Source organism: Reticulibacter mediterranei, from assembly GCF_016587455.1.
The window spans coordinates 2851214-2868643 of record NZ_BNJK01000001.1; the positions used below are offsets into that span (position 1 = coordinate 2851214).

Annotated in this window: 14 protein-coding genes; 5 read left to right on the forward strand and 9 right to left on the reverse strand. The window is 51.2% G+C overall.

All coding sequences use genetic code 11. The annotated features are described in order from the left end of the window. From K3T83_RS12130 to K3T83_RS12145, 4 genes are all read right to left on the reverse strand, one after another. Positions 1 to 1047, reverse strand: coding sequence for a bifunctional heptose 7-phosphate kinase/heptose 1-phosphate adenyltransferase (locus tag K3T83_RS12130; protein WP_220203228.1), 1047 nt, complete (start codon positions 1045 to 1047; stop codon positions 1 to 3). Then, the gene (locus tag K3T83_RS12135) at positions 1044 to 1823 is read right to left on the reverse strand and encodes a WecB/TagA/CpsF family glycosyltransferase (RefSeq protein WP_220203229.1); all 780 of its coding nucleotides are present in this window, start codon (positions 1821 to 1823) and stop codon (positions 1044 to 1046) included. Before K3T83_RS12135 ends, K3T83_RS12130 begins: the two co-directional genes overlap by 4 nt. 30 nt (positions 1824 to 1853) lie before the next feature. Beyond that, the gene (locus K3T83_RS12140; protein WP_236064880.1) at positions 1854 to 2162 is read right to left on the reverse strand and encodes a DUF503 domain-containing protein; all 309 of its coding nucleotides are present in this window, start codon (positions 2160 to 2162) and stop codon (positions 1854 to 1856) included. A 748-nt stretch (positions 2163 to 2910) separates the two neighbouring features. Beyond that, the gene (locus tag K3T83_RS12145) at positions 2911 to 3231 is read right to left on the reverse strand and encodes a hypothetical protein (protein WP_220203230.1); all 321 of its coding nucleotides are present in this window, start codon (positions 3229 to 3231) and stop codon (positions 2911 to 2913) included. Between the two features lie 750 nt (positions 3232 to 3981). On the opposite strand from K3T83_RS12145, the gene upp reads away from it, so the two are divergent. From upp to K3T83_RS12165, 4 genes are all read left to right on the forward strand, one after another. Beyond that, positions 3982 to 4695, forward strand: a complete 714-nt coding sequence (gene upp / locus K3T83_RS12150) for a uracil phosphoribosyltransferase (RefSeq protein WP_268963457.1) — start codon at positions 3982 to 3984, stop codon at positions 4693 to 4695. 51 nt (positions 4696 to 4746) lie between these two features. Further along, complete coding sequence (locus K3T83_RS12155; protein WP_220203231.1) at positions 4747 to 5196, forward strand: hypothetical protein; 450 nt, start codon at positions 4747 to 4749, stop codon at positions 5194 to 5196. 311 nt (positions 5197 to 5507) lie between these two features. After that, entirely contained in the window at positions 5508 to 6326 is an 819-nt protein-coding gene (locus K3T83_RS12160; protein ID WP_220203232.1) for a M55 family metallopeptidase, read from the forward strand. A gap of 624 nt (positions 6327 to 6950) precedes the next feature. Beyond that, complete coding sequence (locus tag K3T83_RS12165) at positions 6951 to 7934, forward strand: 3-keto-alpha-glucoside-1,2-lyase-like domain-containing protein (RefSeq protein ID WP_220203233.1); 984 nt, start codon at positions 6951 to 6953, stop codon at positions 7932 to 7934. 64 nt (positions 7935 to 7998) lie between these two features. Here the strand turns inward: K3T83_RS12165 and K3T83_RS12170 are convergent, their stop codons facing one another. Both K3T83_RS12170 and K3T83_RS12175 read right to left on the reverse strand, forming a co-directional pair. Continuing rightward, complete coding sequence (locus K3T83_RS12170) at positions 7999 to 9276, reverse strand: acyltransferase family protein (RefSeq protein ID WP_220203234.1); 1278 nt, start codon at positions 9274 to 9276, stop codon at positions 7999 to 8001. Between the two features lie 177 nt (positions 9277 to 9453). After that, a complete protein-coding gene (locus K3T83_RS12175) occupies positions 9454 to 12651 on the reverse strand; it encodes an FHA domain-containing protein (RefSeq protein WP_220203235.1) in 3198 nt (1065 codons plus the stop codon). Positions 12652 to 12962: 311 nt separating this feature from the next. On the opposite strand from K3T83_RS12175, the gene K3T83_RS12180 reads away from it, so the two are divergent. Next, positions 12963 to 13271 carry a tetratricopeptide repeat protein gene (locus tag K3T83_RS12180; RefSeq protein WP_220203236.1) on the forward strand — a complete coding sequence of 103 codons (309 nt, stop codon included), beginning with the start codon at positions 12963 to 12965 and terminating at the stop codon, positions 13269 to 13271. A 6-nt stretch (positions 13272 to 13277) separates the two neighbouring features. Here K3T83_RS12180 and K3T83_RS12185 read toward each other — a convergent pair whose 3' ends face one another. The 3 genes from K3T83_RS12185 to K3T83_RS12195 all read right to left on the reverse strand — a co-directional run bounded on the left by K3T83_RS12185 (position 13278) and on the right by K3T83_RS12195 (position 17252). Further along, on the reverse strand, positions 13278 to 15002 hold the full coding sequence (locus K3T83_RS12185; protein WP_220203237.1) for a methyl-accepting chemotaxis protein: 1725 nt from the start codon (positions 15000 to 15002) through the stop codon (positions 13278 to 13280). A 254-nt stretch (positions 15003 to 15256) separates the two neighbouring features. Further along, entirely contained in the window at positions 15257 to 16654 is a 1398-nt protein-coding gene (hflX, locus tag K3T83_RS12190; protein WP_373324595.1) for a GTPase HflX, read from the reverse strand. A gap of 37 nt (positions 16655 to 16691) precedes the next feature. Next, positions 16692 to 17252, reverse strand: coding sequence for a CvpA family protein (locus tag K3T83_RS12195; RefSeq protein WP_220203239.1), 561 nt, complete (start codon positions 17250 to 17252; stop codon positions 16692 to 16694). Between the last annotated feature and the right edge of the window lie 178 nt (positions 17253 to 17430).

Genomic DNA, 17430 nt, shown 5'->3' on the forward strand with positions numbered 1-17430 from the left:
TTATGGTAGAGGCGATGGCTCTGCCTCGCCCGCTCCTTCCAGCACGCTCATTAACTCATCCGGTGTATTGCTGGCACAGCCCAGGCGGCGCACTACAAGCGCCGCCGCCGCGTTTGCCAGATACGCAGCCTCGGCCATCGTTGCTCCCGCCGTCAGCGCCAGCGTAAACGTTGCCGCCACGGTATCGCCCGCTCCATTGGTATCAACAATTTCGCTGGCATACGAGAGAGGAAAGATCGGCAGATGCACCGGTTCCTGCCCCTGCTCAAACAGGCTCATCCCCTCGCTGCCGCGCGTGATAAGAATACTCTGCGCATTGCTCCCCTTCAATAGTTTGTAGCCAGCCTCGTCTAGCTGGCTGGAGCTGGTAATCGTTGTTCCTACCGCCTGTTCCGCCTCTGGCTGGTTAGGCGTTATAGCGGTCACGCCCTGGAAGCGAAAGAGCGAGCCGTGAGAATCCGCCACGACGACCTTGTTCAGTTCGTGTGCCGCCGGGATACAGGCCTCAATAATATCGGGGCTGATCACGCCATTTTCATAATCGGATAACACAACGGCATCGATATGAGGAAGCATCTGTTGAATATAGTTGATTATTTGCTCTTTATATGGCTCACAGACCTCCGAAGTATCCACACGATCCACACGTACAATATGTTGCCGAACAATCTGAGGGCTACCGGCCATAATGCGAGTTTTGGTGGAGGTGGGACGAGTGGAATCGGTGAAGACGCCTTCCTGGTGCATATGCAGTTCATCAATCGCTTTGCGCAATTTTTGTCCCGGCAAATCATCGCCAACAACGCCGGTCAGGAACACCTCGGCTCCCAGCGAACAAGAATTGATTGCAACATTGGCTGCGCCACCTGGAACAGTGCGCTCTTCTGCTAATTCTAGAATGAGTACGGGTGCTTCACGAGAGATCCGCGCGGGCCGTCCGATCAAGTATTCATCGGCCACCATATCGCCTATAACCAGCACACGCTTTTCCTTGAAAGACTTGATGAGTGATCGCAAGCGTGCGCCATCGACAAGAGCTTGTGTCATACAGTTTTGCGTCCCTTTAAAAACACTAATACGGCAAACTGAGGGAGTGCCAGCATTCGTCGCCAGCGCCGAGGCTCGCGATACAGCCGATAGAGCCACTCCAGGCCAACCTGCCGCATAAAGCCGGGAGCGCGCAACTGGCGGCCGGAGAGAAAATCAAAAGCTCCTCCCACACCTATTGCCACCGCTACCGGCAGTCGTGCGAGATTGCGATAAATCCACAACTCCTGAGCCGGAGCGCCATAGGCCACACAGACAATATCCGCACTGGCGGCCCGGATACGCTCGATAATCTCATCCTCTTCGACAGGAGCGGGCGACCCGGCATAGGTGCCAGCAATCTGCAATCCAGGCGCAATCTCCTGTAAGCGCGCGGCGGCTGCCTCCGCAACACCTGGTGCCGCTCCGAGCAGATAGAGCCTGTAGCCCTTTGCAGCACAGCGCCGCGCCACCTCTGGCAGCGCATCAGTCCCAGTCACACGCTCAGGCGTTGGATTTCCAACAAAACGAGTAGCCCAAACGATGCCCATACCATCAGCAACGACCAGTACCGCCTGATTGATGCACTCGCGAAAAGGGGCGTTGCGTTGGGCCTCCATCACGAACTCAGGGTTGACCGTCACCACCTGCTTGCAAGGCTCCTCGCCCTCTCGATGGCGAGCCACCATCTGATCGATCGCGTCCACCGTTTGCCGCAACGTCAGGCGATCGACCCGCACGCCCAACACATATGTTGATGGGCGGGATAAAGATTCATCTATCATTTGTAACGACATATATTTCACGTAAGGAGACAGATCTGATAATTACCAGTGAATGATTTCCGATTCCATATTAGATAGAAGCACATCTGGGCGAGTCTCTTCGATGAAGCGACGAACATGCTCCAACAGCTCGCTTGCAACCTGGCTACTATTGCTGACACAACTGACACCGAGAACCGCTATCTGCCAGCGATCATTCTCATCGACCTCGGCAATCGCAATCTCGAATTGATTGCGGATACGGGCAATAATAGACTTGATGATCTGCCTCTTCTCCTTTAACGAATGACTATCCGGCAGATGTAACGTAATTTCACAAACTCCTATTACCATGCTGCTCAATGTGGTCATCAGAGACCGTTTGTTCAAATATTGGTACAACATTCATAGAACGCGTCTGCCTGCAAAAGCGCGACAAAAACAGCCGCGAGATGATCTCGCATGCAGAACACGGCACTAGTATAACATAGCAATGTCCGATTACAATTATGGAGGAAGTGGCAGGCAGGGCTTTCCAGTTCTCCGCTCAAAGGGGTGCAGGGTCTCCCTGCCGGGGTCTGGGGTGTCCCCAGTTTCCTTCCCTCCTTCGCGCGCCGCCTGCGACGGCGCGCAAAAGAGAAGAAAAAAGGTTTTTGCGGGGACACCCCGCACCCCGGCAGAGGGCGGCAGCCCTCTGCACTCCCGCTAGATGGGAGAATTGGAAAGCCCTGAAGTGGCAGGCCGCTTCTTTGCCCAGCAAACACATCGGCTCCGCCTGATCAAAGCTCTGGCATCCCTGGCCCTTTGAAAGTGGCTCATGAACTCTACAACAGTCCTGGTTGATGGCACATACTCGCTTGCTTTTGATATATTTAAATGCTAGAATTAACACCAATACGTTAAAACTAAAGATATATCATGTCCAAATACTGATCCTGTTTTTTAAGGAGTTGACGAACCGTGTCGGATCTTGGGAGATCTCACAATGATGCAGGACATCACAGAACACCTGAAGTCCCCCCTATTCCAACTATCGACATAACACAACTTCCAAGCAATAGCCCAGAGGGAGCATCGCAAGGACGGGCAAGATCGTCAAACGAGAGCGATCTAAGCACGTCTAGCGATAATCAGTCAGAACAGGCAGATCAGAGTAGACTTCACCCTGACGATCAGAGCGGACAAGGACGTTTAAGTCGGCGGGCAAGTTCAGAAGATCTAAGGAGTCTATCGGAAGAACATAGGCTTGCGGCAGAGGGCTGGGCAAGTTTACGAGTACGACTGGTATCATCACGGCCACAATCACGTGAGGGCCTGGCAGGGCCGTCCCAAGAACCAAGACCTGAACAGCCACCACCTTACTCAGATAAGCCCACGAGCCTGACAAGCGAAAGTGGTCTGGCAAGACCTGATGCTCATAACACAGAAGAACTGCAACCATCTGCAAGCGAGAATGCTCTCAGAGGAGAACCAGAACAGAATGCATCATCCTACTATCAACAACAGGTAGAGCGAAAGATAACGTTAGAGGAACAAAGAACAGAATGGGCACGGCAATGGGCAGAGGCACTTCAAAACTCAGAGCCATTAGACGTAAATCCGATAGATCATGATTTCTCACTATCCGAGCAGTTAGTAATTGATCCTGAAAATCCAAAAATTTGGCTAGGCAATAACCCATCATATGATCAGCCTCCTCCTCCCTACCAGCCCTGGTCAGAGCAAGAAAAAAAGCAATCACTCAGACGAGTGGTAAGCGAGAGCGATTTGGCAAGATATGGCAACAGTAATCCAGAAGAACAACCGCTCAGACGACTCAGGCGACCGGCAAGCGAGAGTGATCTAGGAAGATCACCAATAGCATATGATTTCTACGCACATTTGGAAAACATTATGCGGCGACCACGGCGCATACCGCCCGGTGAGCAACAACCCAAAAAACCAGAAACTCCCCCCCATAGGATAGAGCATTACGGTTTTCTTCCATCTCATTCATCAACTGTACTCAAGGCTATACACCGGGCTGCAAACCCTCTATATATACCCGACCACCTTCAATGGTTTAGATAGGATCGCTCTGACGTAGGAGCGGCGCAAACTCGACGCCTCTACCTATCTTTGATACAATTCTATAAGTTTGAAAAGTTCTGTACGCAAGAGACTGCCTGGTCACAATTTTCAGGAGACTGCAATGATAGATACCAACAAAAGTCAAGAGGGACAGCCACCGTTACCAATGCAGGGCATTCCTCAACCAACGCGCGACGAAGTGCTGAAGCTGCCTCGTGTGCATATCTCATCTCATCCGGTGATGGCCCATAAGATGACAGCCCTACGCGACAACAACACGACGCCACCAGATTTCTACAGACTCGTCAAAGAGATCGGAGCACTGCTGGCCTATGAAGCTACCGAAAACCTCGCCCTCGATACATCCACCATCGAGACTCCATTGCAAGCTACAACTGGCTATCGACTGGCTGGAGGTATCGGCGTCACCCCTATCTTGCGCGCCGGTCTCGGGCTGGCCGAAGGGTTCCGCGAGGTCATTTCAGACGCTCAGGTCTGGCATCTCGGCTTGAGGCGCGACGAGCGAACACTGCGGGCACTGGAATACTACAATCGCCTTCCTCACCAGATAGACCTCCAGGTCTGTTATGCCGTCGATCCCATGCTTGCTACTGGCGGGTCGGCAATCGATGCTCTCAATATACTCAAGCGGCGCAACATTCCACGCCTCTGTTACGTTGGTATTATTGCAGCCCCTTATGGCCTGCTGAAGCTCACACAGGCTCATCCCGATGTTGACATCTATATTGCAGCACTCGATGAAAGCCTGAACGATTACGGCTACATCGTGCCAGGGCTGGGCGATGCAGGAGACCGACAATTTGGGACATTCTAGTCTCTGTCCCGATAGTCTCAATACACATAATAAAGCTTAAAGGATAAAGTGGTGTCTACACCTCCAGATTCATTTCCAGACGAGCAGGACTCGCACGAACCCGAGCAGGAGACGAGCCAGGAGCATCCTGACGAACGTCCCACAGCCGAAACACAAGGAGAAGAGCAGCCCTCTTCTGAAACTGCATTGCCGCCAGAAGCCCAGGGAGAGACCAATGGAGGACCGTTAGGCTGTTGCCTGGGAACAATTGCCGGACTTTTTCTGACGGTCCTGCTCACAACTGGCATCCCCTTGCTGATATATCAGCATGCTTTGCCCGGCGGGATTGCCTTTCCACTCTCTCTGGTTGGAGCGTTAATATGTGGCATTCTCGGTTGGCGGATTGGCAAGCGCGTTTATCGCGAATACGAACTATCACCAAGACAAAAGCAAAAGCTGGAAGCATGGGAAAAGCGCAAAGAGCGACAAAAAGCAGCACAAGGATCGCGTAAACGCAAATAAATATACATTTCATACTCACAAAACCGCTCTTATAAGAAGAAAGGTAGAAACAGGATATCACTGAGGGGTTCCACTCGTTATTACCAATAAGGCAGAGCAACAAAGCATCCAAATATATGTAGCCAACCCTGACAACCAGGGGGAGCGTTGATAAAGCTTATAAGAGATGAATAGTGGTCGAACGTTCCCTCTATCAATCAAGAGGGGCGACCAGACAGACACATATGGAAAGTGATGCGAAAGATTGTAAAGAGCTGGTTTTATAAATAAGACTTGTGCAAATACTCTTATCAGGCGAAAGCGAGGCGACAATGCGGGTTGTAATTTTTTGCGACATGGAAGGGATATCCTGTATAGAAACGTGGGAGCAGGTGACAGGCGGCACCAGGCTCTATGAAGAATGTCGAAAACTCTATACGGATGAGATGAATGCAGCGGTGCGAGGGGCACGCGCTGCTGGGGCAAGCGATGTGATCGTAGTAGATTGTCATGGCGCAGGAGGCGCGTATAATTTCAAGAGCTTTCTCCCCGAACGACTGGAGTCCGGGGCACAATATGTATTTGGCTATCCCTGGGCGCGTTATATCGACGCCTTTGAGCAGGGATGCGACGCAATTCTCTTTGTTGGGGCACACGCAATGGCTGGCACCCCGGATGGCGTCCTCTGCCATACAGTCTCTTCAGAAGCATGGTACAACGCTCGTATCAACGATATATTAGTGGGAGAAAGCGGTATTCTGGCCGCTGTCGCCGGCTGCTGGAATGTCCCGGCGGTTTTCGTTTCAGGAGATACCGCGACCTGTCGAGAAGTCCAGACATTGCTGGGAGAAGCAGTGGTTACAGCGGAAGTCAAAAAAGGTCTGGGACGCTTCTCCTCCGTCAATATGGCCCCCAAAGATGCCTGTGCATTGATCGAAATGAAAGTGGCTCAGGCGCTCAGCCTCAAAGAAAACTGGCCTCAACCATTTAAACCTGAAGGGCCAGTCACATTCCGCGTCGAACTGGCAACGCCAGATCGCGTGAACGATTTTGTTGGGCGAGAAGGCGTGCGTGTTGAGGGACCACGCACAGTAAGCGCAACTGGCGATACCTTCTGGCAAGCCTGGGATCAATTCTGGTATCGCAATTGATGTAACAGTTGTTGGCTGGACGACGAATTTATTAGGGAGAAGCGGCGGGGTGCAAGTAAGCGAGGAGGCACTTGCGCGATCATAGTCTCGCTTCATTCATTTACTGACGTAGAAGCACCAATCCTTACACATTACAGAGGAGTATTAGTGTTCCAGGCTACATGCAACAACTAGTATTGGTATACGTATAAATATTTACCGTGCCGGAAATTTCATGCACTGCTATACCAAATTATACTATCATAATACGCATCATTGGACATCGGATAAACGATGTGAGATAGTTTCTATTGGGCATTCCGAGAATTTGGATTTGTAAAGACCTACTCCTGCTACTCAATAAGCATGATTTTCTGGTCATTATTGGAGGTTTTCTTTATGTCTGCTAGCTACCCACCTTCTGGAGGCCGACCGACTCTCTCGTGTCAGCGGTGTGGAATGTCACTCCCTCCAAATGAAATGCGTTGTGGGAATTGTGGGTTCTCAAATGTGCCCGGACCGGGAGGAAACATCCCTGGTGGATCATCTCCTCAAATGCCGATGAGTGGACCGCCCTCACAATCAGGTTTCAATCTGAGACAACAATTCGGCAGCGGTACATGGGGTTCACAAGCCGGACCCCAGATGGGTAGACCAGCAAGCGCACCTACAGCCAGCGGTCTCTTCACTCCCCCATCAATTCCGCAACCGATCACATCCGGTCCCGTTCCCGTCACACCTGGTCCTGTTCCTGTCACACCTGGGCCAGCTCCCCAGGCAGATATGGATGGTTGGGCATTTCCAGAGTCGGCTCGTGTGCCAGCAGCCAACCGGCCTGCGCCAGCCTTTGCCGCTGCTCCTGTAATGAGAAGGATGACCACTGGCCTCAGTCGTCCTGTCTCCAAAGTGCGCGTCGCAATGGGCGTGATCGTCCTGGTCATCCTCATCATCAGTGGTAGCATCATTGGTATCGCCTATTTCAATAAAGAGACGAAACCAACACAACAAACAGTCGTTGCGGTTCCCACACCAAATAGCGCGCCACAGTACCTCGATCCCTTCAACGATAACACCTATGGCTGGAATCTGGAGAGCGAACCCGGCAAATATTCAGCGCAGATCGGCGGTGGCAACCTGACGCTGGAAGATGATAGCCACAAATTGTTGTGGGAACAACTACCAGGACAGCGCTCGTTCAGCGATTTTACACTCTACGTTGATGCCACGCTTACCAAAGGAGACCCGCAGAACGGATACGGCGTCTATATTCGCGGAAGCGCAAACGCTAATAGCGATCTTGCTACCTATTATCGCTTTGAACTGTATGGCGACGGTGCCTATGGAATTTATAAAGGTATAATAAGCGACAATGGACAGACAGGTTATACAAAATTGGTAGATTATACCCCCAGTACCGCAGTAAATAAAGCAGGAAAAGTCAATCATATTCGCATTACCGCTCAAGGATCTTCTCTCTCTTTCACGGTGAATGGTTATCAATTGCAGACGCTCAATGACACCAGTTATGCGAAAGGCACTATTGCCTTCTTCGTTTCCAATACAACCGATGCAAAGCCCGGCGCGCAGGCTCAATTCTCCGAGTTCGGCGTCTACAAGCCCGGCGCATAAGCAAACTCCAAATACATAGGAGATGCTCCTTCAAATGAAGCATCTCCTTTTTTATTGGCTTTCATTACGCGGGTCTGACGTTGCGCGAGTTCTTTGCTCCCAGGCGTATCCAGGGTTTCTCTACCAGCAGATAAGAGGTCGTAGCGACCAGCACAACGACTGTGGCGGCCCAAAGCCAGTAATAGATATAAGTGGGGTAGACCTGAGTAACTAGAGAAGGTGGCAGCAGGGTGTCGCGGAAGAATTTGAGCAGCGGCAGGTGCCACATATACAGCCCATAGGAGATAGTCCCAATCCAACGGACCGGCTGCCAGGAGAAGGGGCGCTGCAAACGCTGTTCGCCAAAGAGGATCGCGGCGAGGCAGGCTCCATAGCCGAGAGCGATAACCATTTCATTGAGCCACTCAAAAACGGAGGCCAGGGGCGCAAAGAGCGTTGCCAACACAGTAGAATTGCTCTCAACCATATGAAAATGCCAGGCGGCGGTAAAGGTGAGGGTCAGGATGCCAGCAGCCCAAAGCCACCAGCTTGTCGCCCTGCCACGCTCCAGGAGAACGCTGCACTCAAACGAATCATGGGCAAAGACGTAACAGAGGCTCACGATCATGCCCACCGCAAAATTTTCCAGATATTTGCCCTGCACACCATAGAGCAAAAATTTGGCTCCGGCGATCAGCCACGATGGAAGATGAAAGGTTTCTGAGGGATGTTGCGTAAGGTAAACGCCCACATAGCGAATAAATAATCCCCAGACGATCAACACCCCACAGCAGACCAGCATTACCCTGAAGCGATGAAGGGGAGCCGACCTGATGCGACGGGCAATCGCTGCAAACGCCAGCGCCAGGAAGGGCAGGAGCATGTAGAACTGCCACTCAACGGCCAACGTCCAGAAAGGCCCATTGAGCTTTCGCCACGTTTCGGGAACGGAATCCATGAAAAAGGTAAAAAATAACGCCAGTTCTTTCCAATGATCGGGTTGCAGGTATTGGCGCTGAAAGAAGAGGATCATCAAGCAAAGGGCAGCGTAATAACCTGGAATGATGCGGAGCGCACGCCGCTGATAGAACCGACGCATAGAGGGCCATCTCTCCTCAAAGAGCAGCGCTCTGGCATAGGGCATGAACAGGAGAAAACCAGAGAGGACAAAAAAGAGCGTCACGCCCGATCCACCAAAGGTCACAACTGCGGTGGCAAGCGGGTTTTCATGCACATCCCAGAAGTGATTATGCACCATACCATTGATATGAAACGAGATCACGGCAATTGTAGCGACCGCACGCACCCCATCAAGAGCAGGAATTACAGTTTTACCATTCGCTGATTTCACAGCATTTTTCATACAAGAACCTTTTTGTAGAGAGCCGGATTCAAAATGCAACAATAGTCACGTCTATCATAGCAGTATCGTATACATCACCACGATTCCGCGTACTTTCTGGTAACTGGTAGAGACGGAATAGCAAAAAATGGCACTGCATCACAACATCGATACAGTGCCATTTTTCTTTGTGCTGTTTTATACACGCACATCTTTCATTTTGAGGAAGATGCCAATGAGAATGGTCAGGAAGATGATAATGACACCGAGAGAGGCCCAGGAGAGCAGGATACGATGCATTGCATCGGTCTGAGTAAAGACGGAGAAGAGGGTACCATGATAGGAGGTATCGGTACCAAAAAGTTGGTCGCCACCCATCTTATCAGCATGCAATCCTACTGAAGTTCCCAGAGCCGCCATAGCCCAACGCGTGGGAAAGACCGCCGCCATAATCTGTAAAGGCCAATCTTTCAATGCAATAATCGCGCCTGAAAAAATGACCTGTGGGATCAGTACAATTGGTACGAAGCTAATAGCACGGTCATTGTTTGGCGCAACGGCTGAGACGGTCAAGCCGATCATCAAACCTGTCATAGAGGTAAGTACCAGGGTAATATATGCTTCCAGCAGCACTGGCAAAAAACCACCCTGCTTCAAGGGTTCTACGGCGTTGACGATGAAGAGCAGCACTGCGCTCTGGAAGAGGCAGAGGAGGCCCAGCACAACGATCTTAGAGAACATATACGGCATGATCCCCAGATTGACCGCACGCTCACGCCGATAGATGGCAATCTCTTTAACGATCTCGCGCGAACCGTTAATCGAGCCAAAGAGCACCGTCGCAAATGAGATGATGAAGAGGACTTTCTGAGCATCCGCGCCTTCGCCAGGCCTGATAAAATCCTGCAACGCTTCGTCCACGCTGCCCTTCTGCTTCACAAAATCCTTGACATCGGGCCGCTGCTGATTGTCCTTGTTGTCGTTTAAGAACGTCTTCACTTTGCCACAATCGATGGTTTCTTTGCCCTGCTGCGCTTCTGGCAAGGCCAGGGGAGGCTTATTTTTCACAAAGATCTGCGTCTGGCACAATACCACATTATTAGCGTCAAAGATCCCGGCACCGATCTCATAGCGCACCATGCCAACCAGCAAGAGAGCAATCACGGGAGCCTGCAACAGCAATATCGCCAGGTTGCCAGTATCGTTTTTCAATAATTCGATATAGCGCATGCAGAGCAGGATAAACTGCATCCAGGGATTACCGCGCTTCACCCGCTTCACATCAACCTGTTGTCGCCCATTGGCCCGTTGCGCGTGTCCTTCATTGAGGGACTGAGCCACATAGGTATAATAGTCGGGCGAGGCTTTGAAACGGGCCTCCGCCTCTTCGGGAATGAGAGGGTTCTCTTTGGTCGGCTCCAAAGAGCTATAAATTTCGGCGAAATCCGTCTTGTTGAAGAACGTTTTGGCCTCATTAGGTGGACCAAAGTAAGCCACGCGTCCGCCTCGCGCCAGGAAGCAGACATAGTCGCAGGCGTTGATATTGTTGGTAGCATGCGTGACCAGCACAATCGTACGCCCCCGGTCTGCGAGACGACGCAACAGGAACATCATCTTACGATCCAGACCTGGATCAAGGCCCGACGTTGGCTCATCCAGGAAGAAGATGCTCGGGTTTGCCAGCAGTTCCAGTGCAATCGAGACGCGCTTGCGCTGGCCGCCGGAGAGCTTGCTCACCAGCAACTTGCGACGCTCCGTCATCTCCACATCTTCCAACACTTCATTGATGCGCTGATTGATCTGATCGCGTGTGAAGTCGCTGGGAAGGCGCATGCGGGCCGCATAAAAGAGCGCGCGCTCAACGGTCAGATCGTTATGCACAATATCGCTTTGTGGAACGTAGCCAAGTTGGGTACTGAAAGCGGCCAGGTTGCGGTAATAATCCTGCCCATTATAAAAGACGGTTCCCTGCTGGGCAGGACGTAAACCGTTGAGCGCATCCATCAAGGTAGATTTACCAGCACCCGAGCCACCGACCAGGGCCACAAACTTGCGTGGTGGGATCGCCAGCGAGATGTTATTGAGCAAGACGACATTGTTATTGCCGGTTTTACGCAAATCAATTGCATCGATACGAATGCTGTTGCTCTCATCGTAGCGATTGATCTGTTCCCCGGTAAAAGAGAGGCGATAGGGGCCGATGCGAATTTCGTCGCCAGCCGTCAACGGGCGCACCTGCTGCACCATTTCCCCATTGATATAAACGTGGTTGGTGCTATTCAGGTCAACAACGCGATATCCGCCCGGAACCTGCTCTAAGCGGGCGTGGTGGGCCGAAACGAGCGGATGGGCGAGAACGATCATGTTATCGGGTGCGCGACCGATGGTAATTAACGGCGCGCCAAGAGGAATCGGATGGACTTCGGGTGTGGTCTCCAGAGATGCGCCACTGCCATCACTAAATGTCAGGGTTATCAGCGTACCATGCTCATCGCCAATACGAAAAATATCGCCATGTTCCAGCGGTTTGCGAAACTGCTCATTACCACCAATGACACGGCCCTGATAGATCAGACCGTTAAGCGTATGGTCTCGCGAGGGATGGGGATGGATCAGCACCCATTGTCCACCTTCACGCACGATCTGGGCGTGCATCGCTGAAACCACAGGCTCGTTGATGACAATATCATTTCCCGTCGGATTACGTCCAATATTAATGACCGACTTGAACAGCGTATGCTTTTCTTTTCCAGTATGTAGATTGCTGCTCACTTCCAGAAATGGCACACCGGCCATCATGGTCTTATCGGACATATCTGGTGCTTGCGGCTGCTGGGCTATCATTGCCTGGGAAGGCTGCATCGGAAACATCGCCTGAGATGGCTGGACTGGTGGAAAACCCGGCTGCGATGGTTGGGCTGGTGGAAAGCCTGGCATTGATGGTTGAGGCTGTGCAGGAAAAGGCTGCTGATATCCTGGCTGCACCTGATACAGAGGGACGTTCTGTCCAGGAGGGAGCGGCGTTGGTTGGACCGGAGCAGCAGGCGGCACAGGTGGATTTGCCCCGGAATAGGCGGGGGTATGAAGAATAAAAAGAAAGGTTGTATCATCTCCCAACACAATAGTACTGTTATGCTGAAGAACCGCCTGTTGTACGTTATTCTGGTTTATCAGAACAGTACTTTTCTGGGAAAGATTTTCAATGCTCCATGATCCATTCTGCCAGACAATGCGGGCATGATGGCGCGACACCTTTGGATCAAAGACCACAATATCGTTACTGGCATCACGACCTATTTGCGTCACCGCTTTTTGAATCTGGAACGTCTTTCCCGCCAACGGGCCGGTGACAAACTTGATCGAGCAAGGAACAGGGGGACTATTGTCAACGTGCATTCATTCACTCCTGGCAATCTATCAATAATTTCGATGCGTTCACCCAACCAAAGTAAGAACGTTGCACACCCGGATACTTAGATAATAAATTGTGTCTGGATGAACATTGCAAAAAAAGCAATGGATGATCTCATTCATTATGGCATACATCTATCCACTTGGCGACAGACAAAAATAATGGTAGGACGTGCAATCTGGCGTGAACATCTGTGCGTAACCATGAACGTAGAATTCATTGTAGAAGCTTTTCATGCAGGTTAGCAGTTATCTCCATCACAATTCAAAAAGATAATGCAGTAAGGAGTACAGATATGGTAGGTAATAAATATTGTCACCACCTCTTTATCGAAGAGCAACCAACATCGACACAAGAGAATAGACTGGCTATCCCCTACCTGATCAACGACGAAGAGAGCATCTTTACCATGCTAGATTTAAAAGAAACAGCCCTTGCCGCCTACGAACAGGCAATCCAACTGGCTCCATACGAAGCGACGCTGCATTATCATAAAGGGCAACTCCTCGAACAGCTGGGCAGGTCGCACGAAGCAGCCACCGCATATGACGAGGCCAATCGGCTGGGCTATCAGCGGCAGACAGAGGCAAGAGCTGGCTCATAAGCGGCTTCAGCGCTCGCTAATGCGAAGCAGAGCCATGCGTGAGCGTAGAGAATTGGTTAGCTCTATCAAATGTTCCAGGGATTGCTGCATACCAAGCATGTGCTGTGTAATTCCTTCAGTCATACGCGATATTTCTTTCACAGCATTCACGACAGGCTGCGACCCCTGGAACTGGCTATCAGCAATGGAACAAACGCTCTGAATGAGATCTGAGAATTGCTCGGTCGTCACGCTCACCGCTTCCAGCGCCACACCTGTCTGGGTCACCAGCTCGGTCTGCATCACCACCTGCTGCGTACTCTGCTCCACACTCTGAGAAACAGCCGTCATCTCATGCTGAATAGTGCGAATATAGGTCGCAATTTTACGCGCGGCCTCTCCGCCATGCACAGCCAACGTGCGCATTTCCTGAGCAACCACCGCAAACCCCTGTCCATGCTCACCAGCGCGAGTAGCCTCTATCGCTGCATTCAGGGCCAGATGATGCATGCGCGTGGTCAGATCAGTAATCAAGAGCACGGTTTCGTTGATCTCCTGACCACTCTCGCTGAGCGATTTCATTGTGCGGGCTGATTGAAGGGTTGCCTCACGCACCTTGCCCATGCCATCGACGGCACGATCAACAGCTCCCTGAGCTTCAAGAGTAACATCCATTGCTTCGACAGCCGCTTTTGCAAGCGTGGCCGCATTTTCGGAGATCCGATGCATCATGGTTGCGATCTCGTTGACAGTAGAAGAGATTTGATGGACCTGCTGTTCCTGCTGACGGGTATCACGGGCCAGGAGTTCTGAATTGCGGTGAACGCTACGGGCATGCTCATCGACGGCCTGCGTCACCATCTGCATGCTGCCAAGAATAGAACCAATCTCATCGATCACATTGTTGATCATCTCAACAAGTGGCTGCAATCGGGGATGAGTGGCTTGAACGCGGGCGCGCAAATCCCCTCGGCGCACCTGCTCCAAACGGTCGTGCAAGAGCAGAATTTCTTTTTCCAGCGTTTGCTGTTCGGCCTCCCGTTCCTCGCGGATTCGGGCGTTATCTATGGCAAGAGCGGCTTGATTGGCAAATAATTCAATAAGTTCTATGCGCTCTTGCGATGGTATCTGACCATCAACAGGATTATCAAGGGAAATAAAACCAAGCAAACGCTGCTCGCGTGAGCTATAAAGTGGCACAAACAGGAGATCGTCAGGATGCCAACCGCCGGGCTGATAATCATCCATCGACATACTATAGACCAGCGTTATATTTGCCGATGGAATGGTGTGCTTATGCGAAATATAATAGCTATGGCTTATGCGAAACTCCTGCCGCATGAACTTCATAAAATCGTCAACGCCGTCATTGCTATTGAGCAATGTGCGTTGATCGTCTTCAGAAAGGCCAACGAAAGCAACGGCACGAATAGCCCGCTCTTCCACACGACTCAGAGAGATGGCCCTGAAACCAGTCCAACGGGCAATAGAGGAAGCGATCTGTGATAATATCCCGTTGAGGCTCTGCCCGGTACGCACAAGATCGTTCAGGCGTAACACTTCTTTAATTTGCTGCGCACTCTGTTGCATCTCAACTGTATTCATCTGACCCGATTCCTGTGATTGTACCTCTGATTGTACCTCTGGTATACTTCCAGTCATAACAGATGACTCACCACGTTCATACTGTCCCGGCTCTGCGGGCGGACGGAAACGAAACACGAATTTGCTTTGCAACTTGCGATCCGGCATTGGCAACCTCTACTCTTTCGCATCGAGAAATACGACGCTAAGCGCTGGAATGAGCATAGCATATTTCATTCCTCCGGTACAAGCCAATAGCACTTTGTGGGTAACTATCCTCAGAGAAACTTCAAGAAATGATGAGAAGGTTTTCCTCGCATGAGAGGGATGAAGGGTTCATGCGCATTGACGGGCACAATGAGGCATACATTACCCACATAAGGGCTATCTCCATCATTTGTTAAGGTCAACAAGGTCGGCTTTTAGCTGCTCGTTACGTGGGCGTAAGACGCATAATAGCCGCGAAGAGTACGAGGGATGCGACCGGCAATGAAGGTGCCATTATCTTCGTGCCGTTCGATATCCACACGGCCACGACGATGAAACAACTCAACAAGTTCGCCACGCTGAAAGGGAATCACCACCTGTACATGATCCATGCTGCTAGCCAGCACCTCGGCCAGCTTTTGCAACAGCGCATCTAATCCCTCTTGCCGCAAAGCTGAAACTGGCACTGCATTGGGATAGAGACTGATATCGATCCCAGCCGGATCGTCGAGCAGATCAATCTTATTGAGCGCGGTCACTTCTGGCTTATCGTGTGCGTCCAGCTCCTCCAAGACCTCATTGACCGTCTCGCTCTGCTCTATAGCGTTCTCATGGCTGATATCAACGACCTGTAAGAGCAGATCGGCCTCGATCACCTCTTCCAACGTGGCGCGGAAGGCGGCGATCAGACGCGTGGGCAATTTCTGGATAAAGCCAACAGTATCGGTAATGAGCGCTTCCTGATTGCCTGGCAGCACAATGTGACGCGTAATTGGATCGAGAGTCGCAAAGAGCTTGTTTTCAGCCAGGACTCCAGCTTCTGTCAGGGCATTAAAGAGCGTTGATTTGCCAGCATTGGTATAGCCAACGACGGCGACAACGGGAATAGCCTGAGCAATGCGCTGCTGACGATGGAGAGCACGTTGCGAACGTACCTCCTCGATCTCGTCCTTCAGTTCGGCAATACGGCTGCGAATACGGCGGCGGTCGATCTCCAGCCTGGTTTCACCGGGACCGCGTACCCCGATTGCGCCCCCAGCACTTCCCGCACCGGCCCCACGCGAGCCACCGCCCTGACGGGTATACTCCACTTCGCGTCCAGCAAGGCGAGGCAGGCGATACTCTAACTGAGCCAGTTCCACCTGCAAGCGACCTTCTCGGGTACGGGCATGTTGGGCGAAGATGTCCAGAATGAGGGCAGTACGATCAACGACACGTACATTTAAAAGCTTTTCCAATGCACGCTGCTGATTGGGGGATAACTCATGATCGAAGATAGCCAGGCTGCAATTCAATTGCTGCACCTGATCGCGTAGCTCCTGTGCTTTTCCTTTACCAACATAGGTTAATGGGTCAGGATGAGGTAAGCGCTGAATGAGCGTTCCCATCACCTGAGCGCCAGCCGTCCGTGCCAGAGTCGCTAATTCGTTGAGCGAATCCTCGACACCCCACATTGTATCATGCTCGTCGGCCTCAACAGCGACAAGGTAGGCACGTTCGGCTTCAGGTCTGACGCCTGTATCAAAGAGACGTTCTCGCTTTGTCGTAATTCCCTCCCTGATTATCTTATGCAGAATAAAAAAACGAACAATAAACTGGTATTCTATTTCTATTGTATTCTAGATTACGATCCATAATCAAGTCTGGCTATCATTTCTGTGACAAGCGCGGTAGATTGGGCAGCTCTTTCACAAAAAAGCCATTAACGTGCGCAAAAAGGCTGTTCGTCACGGCTTCATTATAAAAATCGTGCCAGCTTTTGAGCTGCTCAATTTGAATATTTAAGCCTGGAACAATATGCGATGTCTGGGTCACGGTACTCTGGATAGAACCCAGGAAGCTGCCAAGTACCATTAACAGGAAGAGCCAGAGCAGCCAAGCTTCGACAAAGCCAATCACGCCACCCGCCAGCGAGTCACCAAACCCTACAATGGGTATCTTTTTGACCACGCCGCGTATGCTCGTGCCAATGATATGCAAGATGAATACAGCACCGAAGAACAGGACAGCATACGCGATAAGTGGAGTTGCGGACAGGCCATTAGCGGCCAGCAGACGGGTAAATTGAGGGCCAAAAAGGACAACAACGGCAATACCAATAGGAATGCTTAACAGATTTACAAGACTAAAGACGGCACCATTGCGCAAGCCATTAAAGACGAGCAGAGCTACGGTCACCAGAAACATAATATCAATCAAGCTAAAGGTCATAGGGTTTACCTCCTGACACCATCGTTCTAGTTGAGGCATTATCTCATATTTGCAAACGATGCGCGAAGGGGACTCGTCACAGTCCCGTTGTCAATTAGCTCACAGATCGAAACATCCATATATACAACCAAAATCACAGATATAAGCTTACCAACAATAATAACCAGAAATTCTCCAA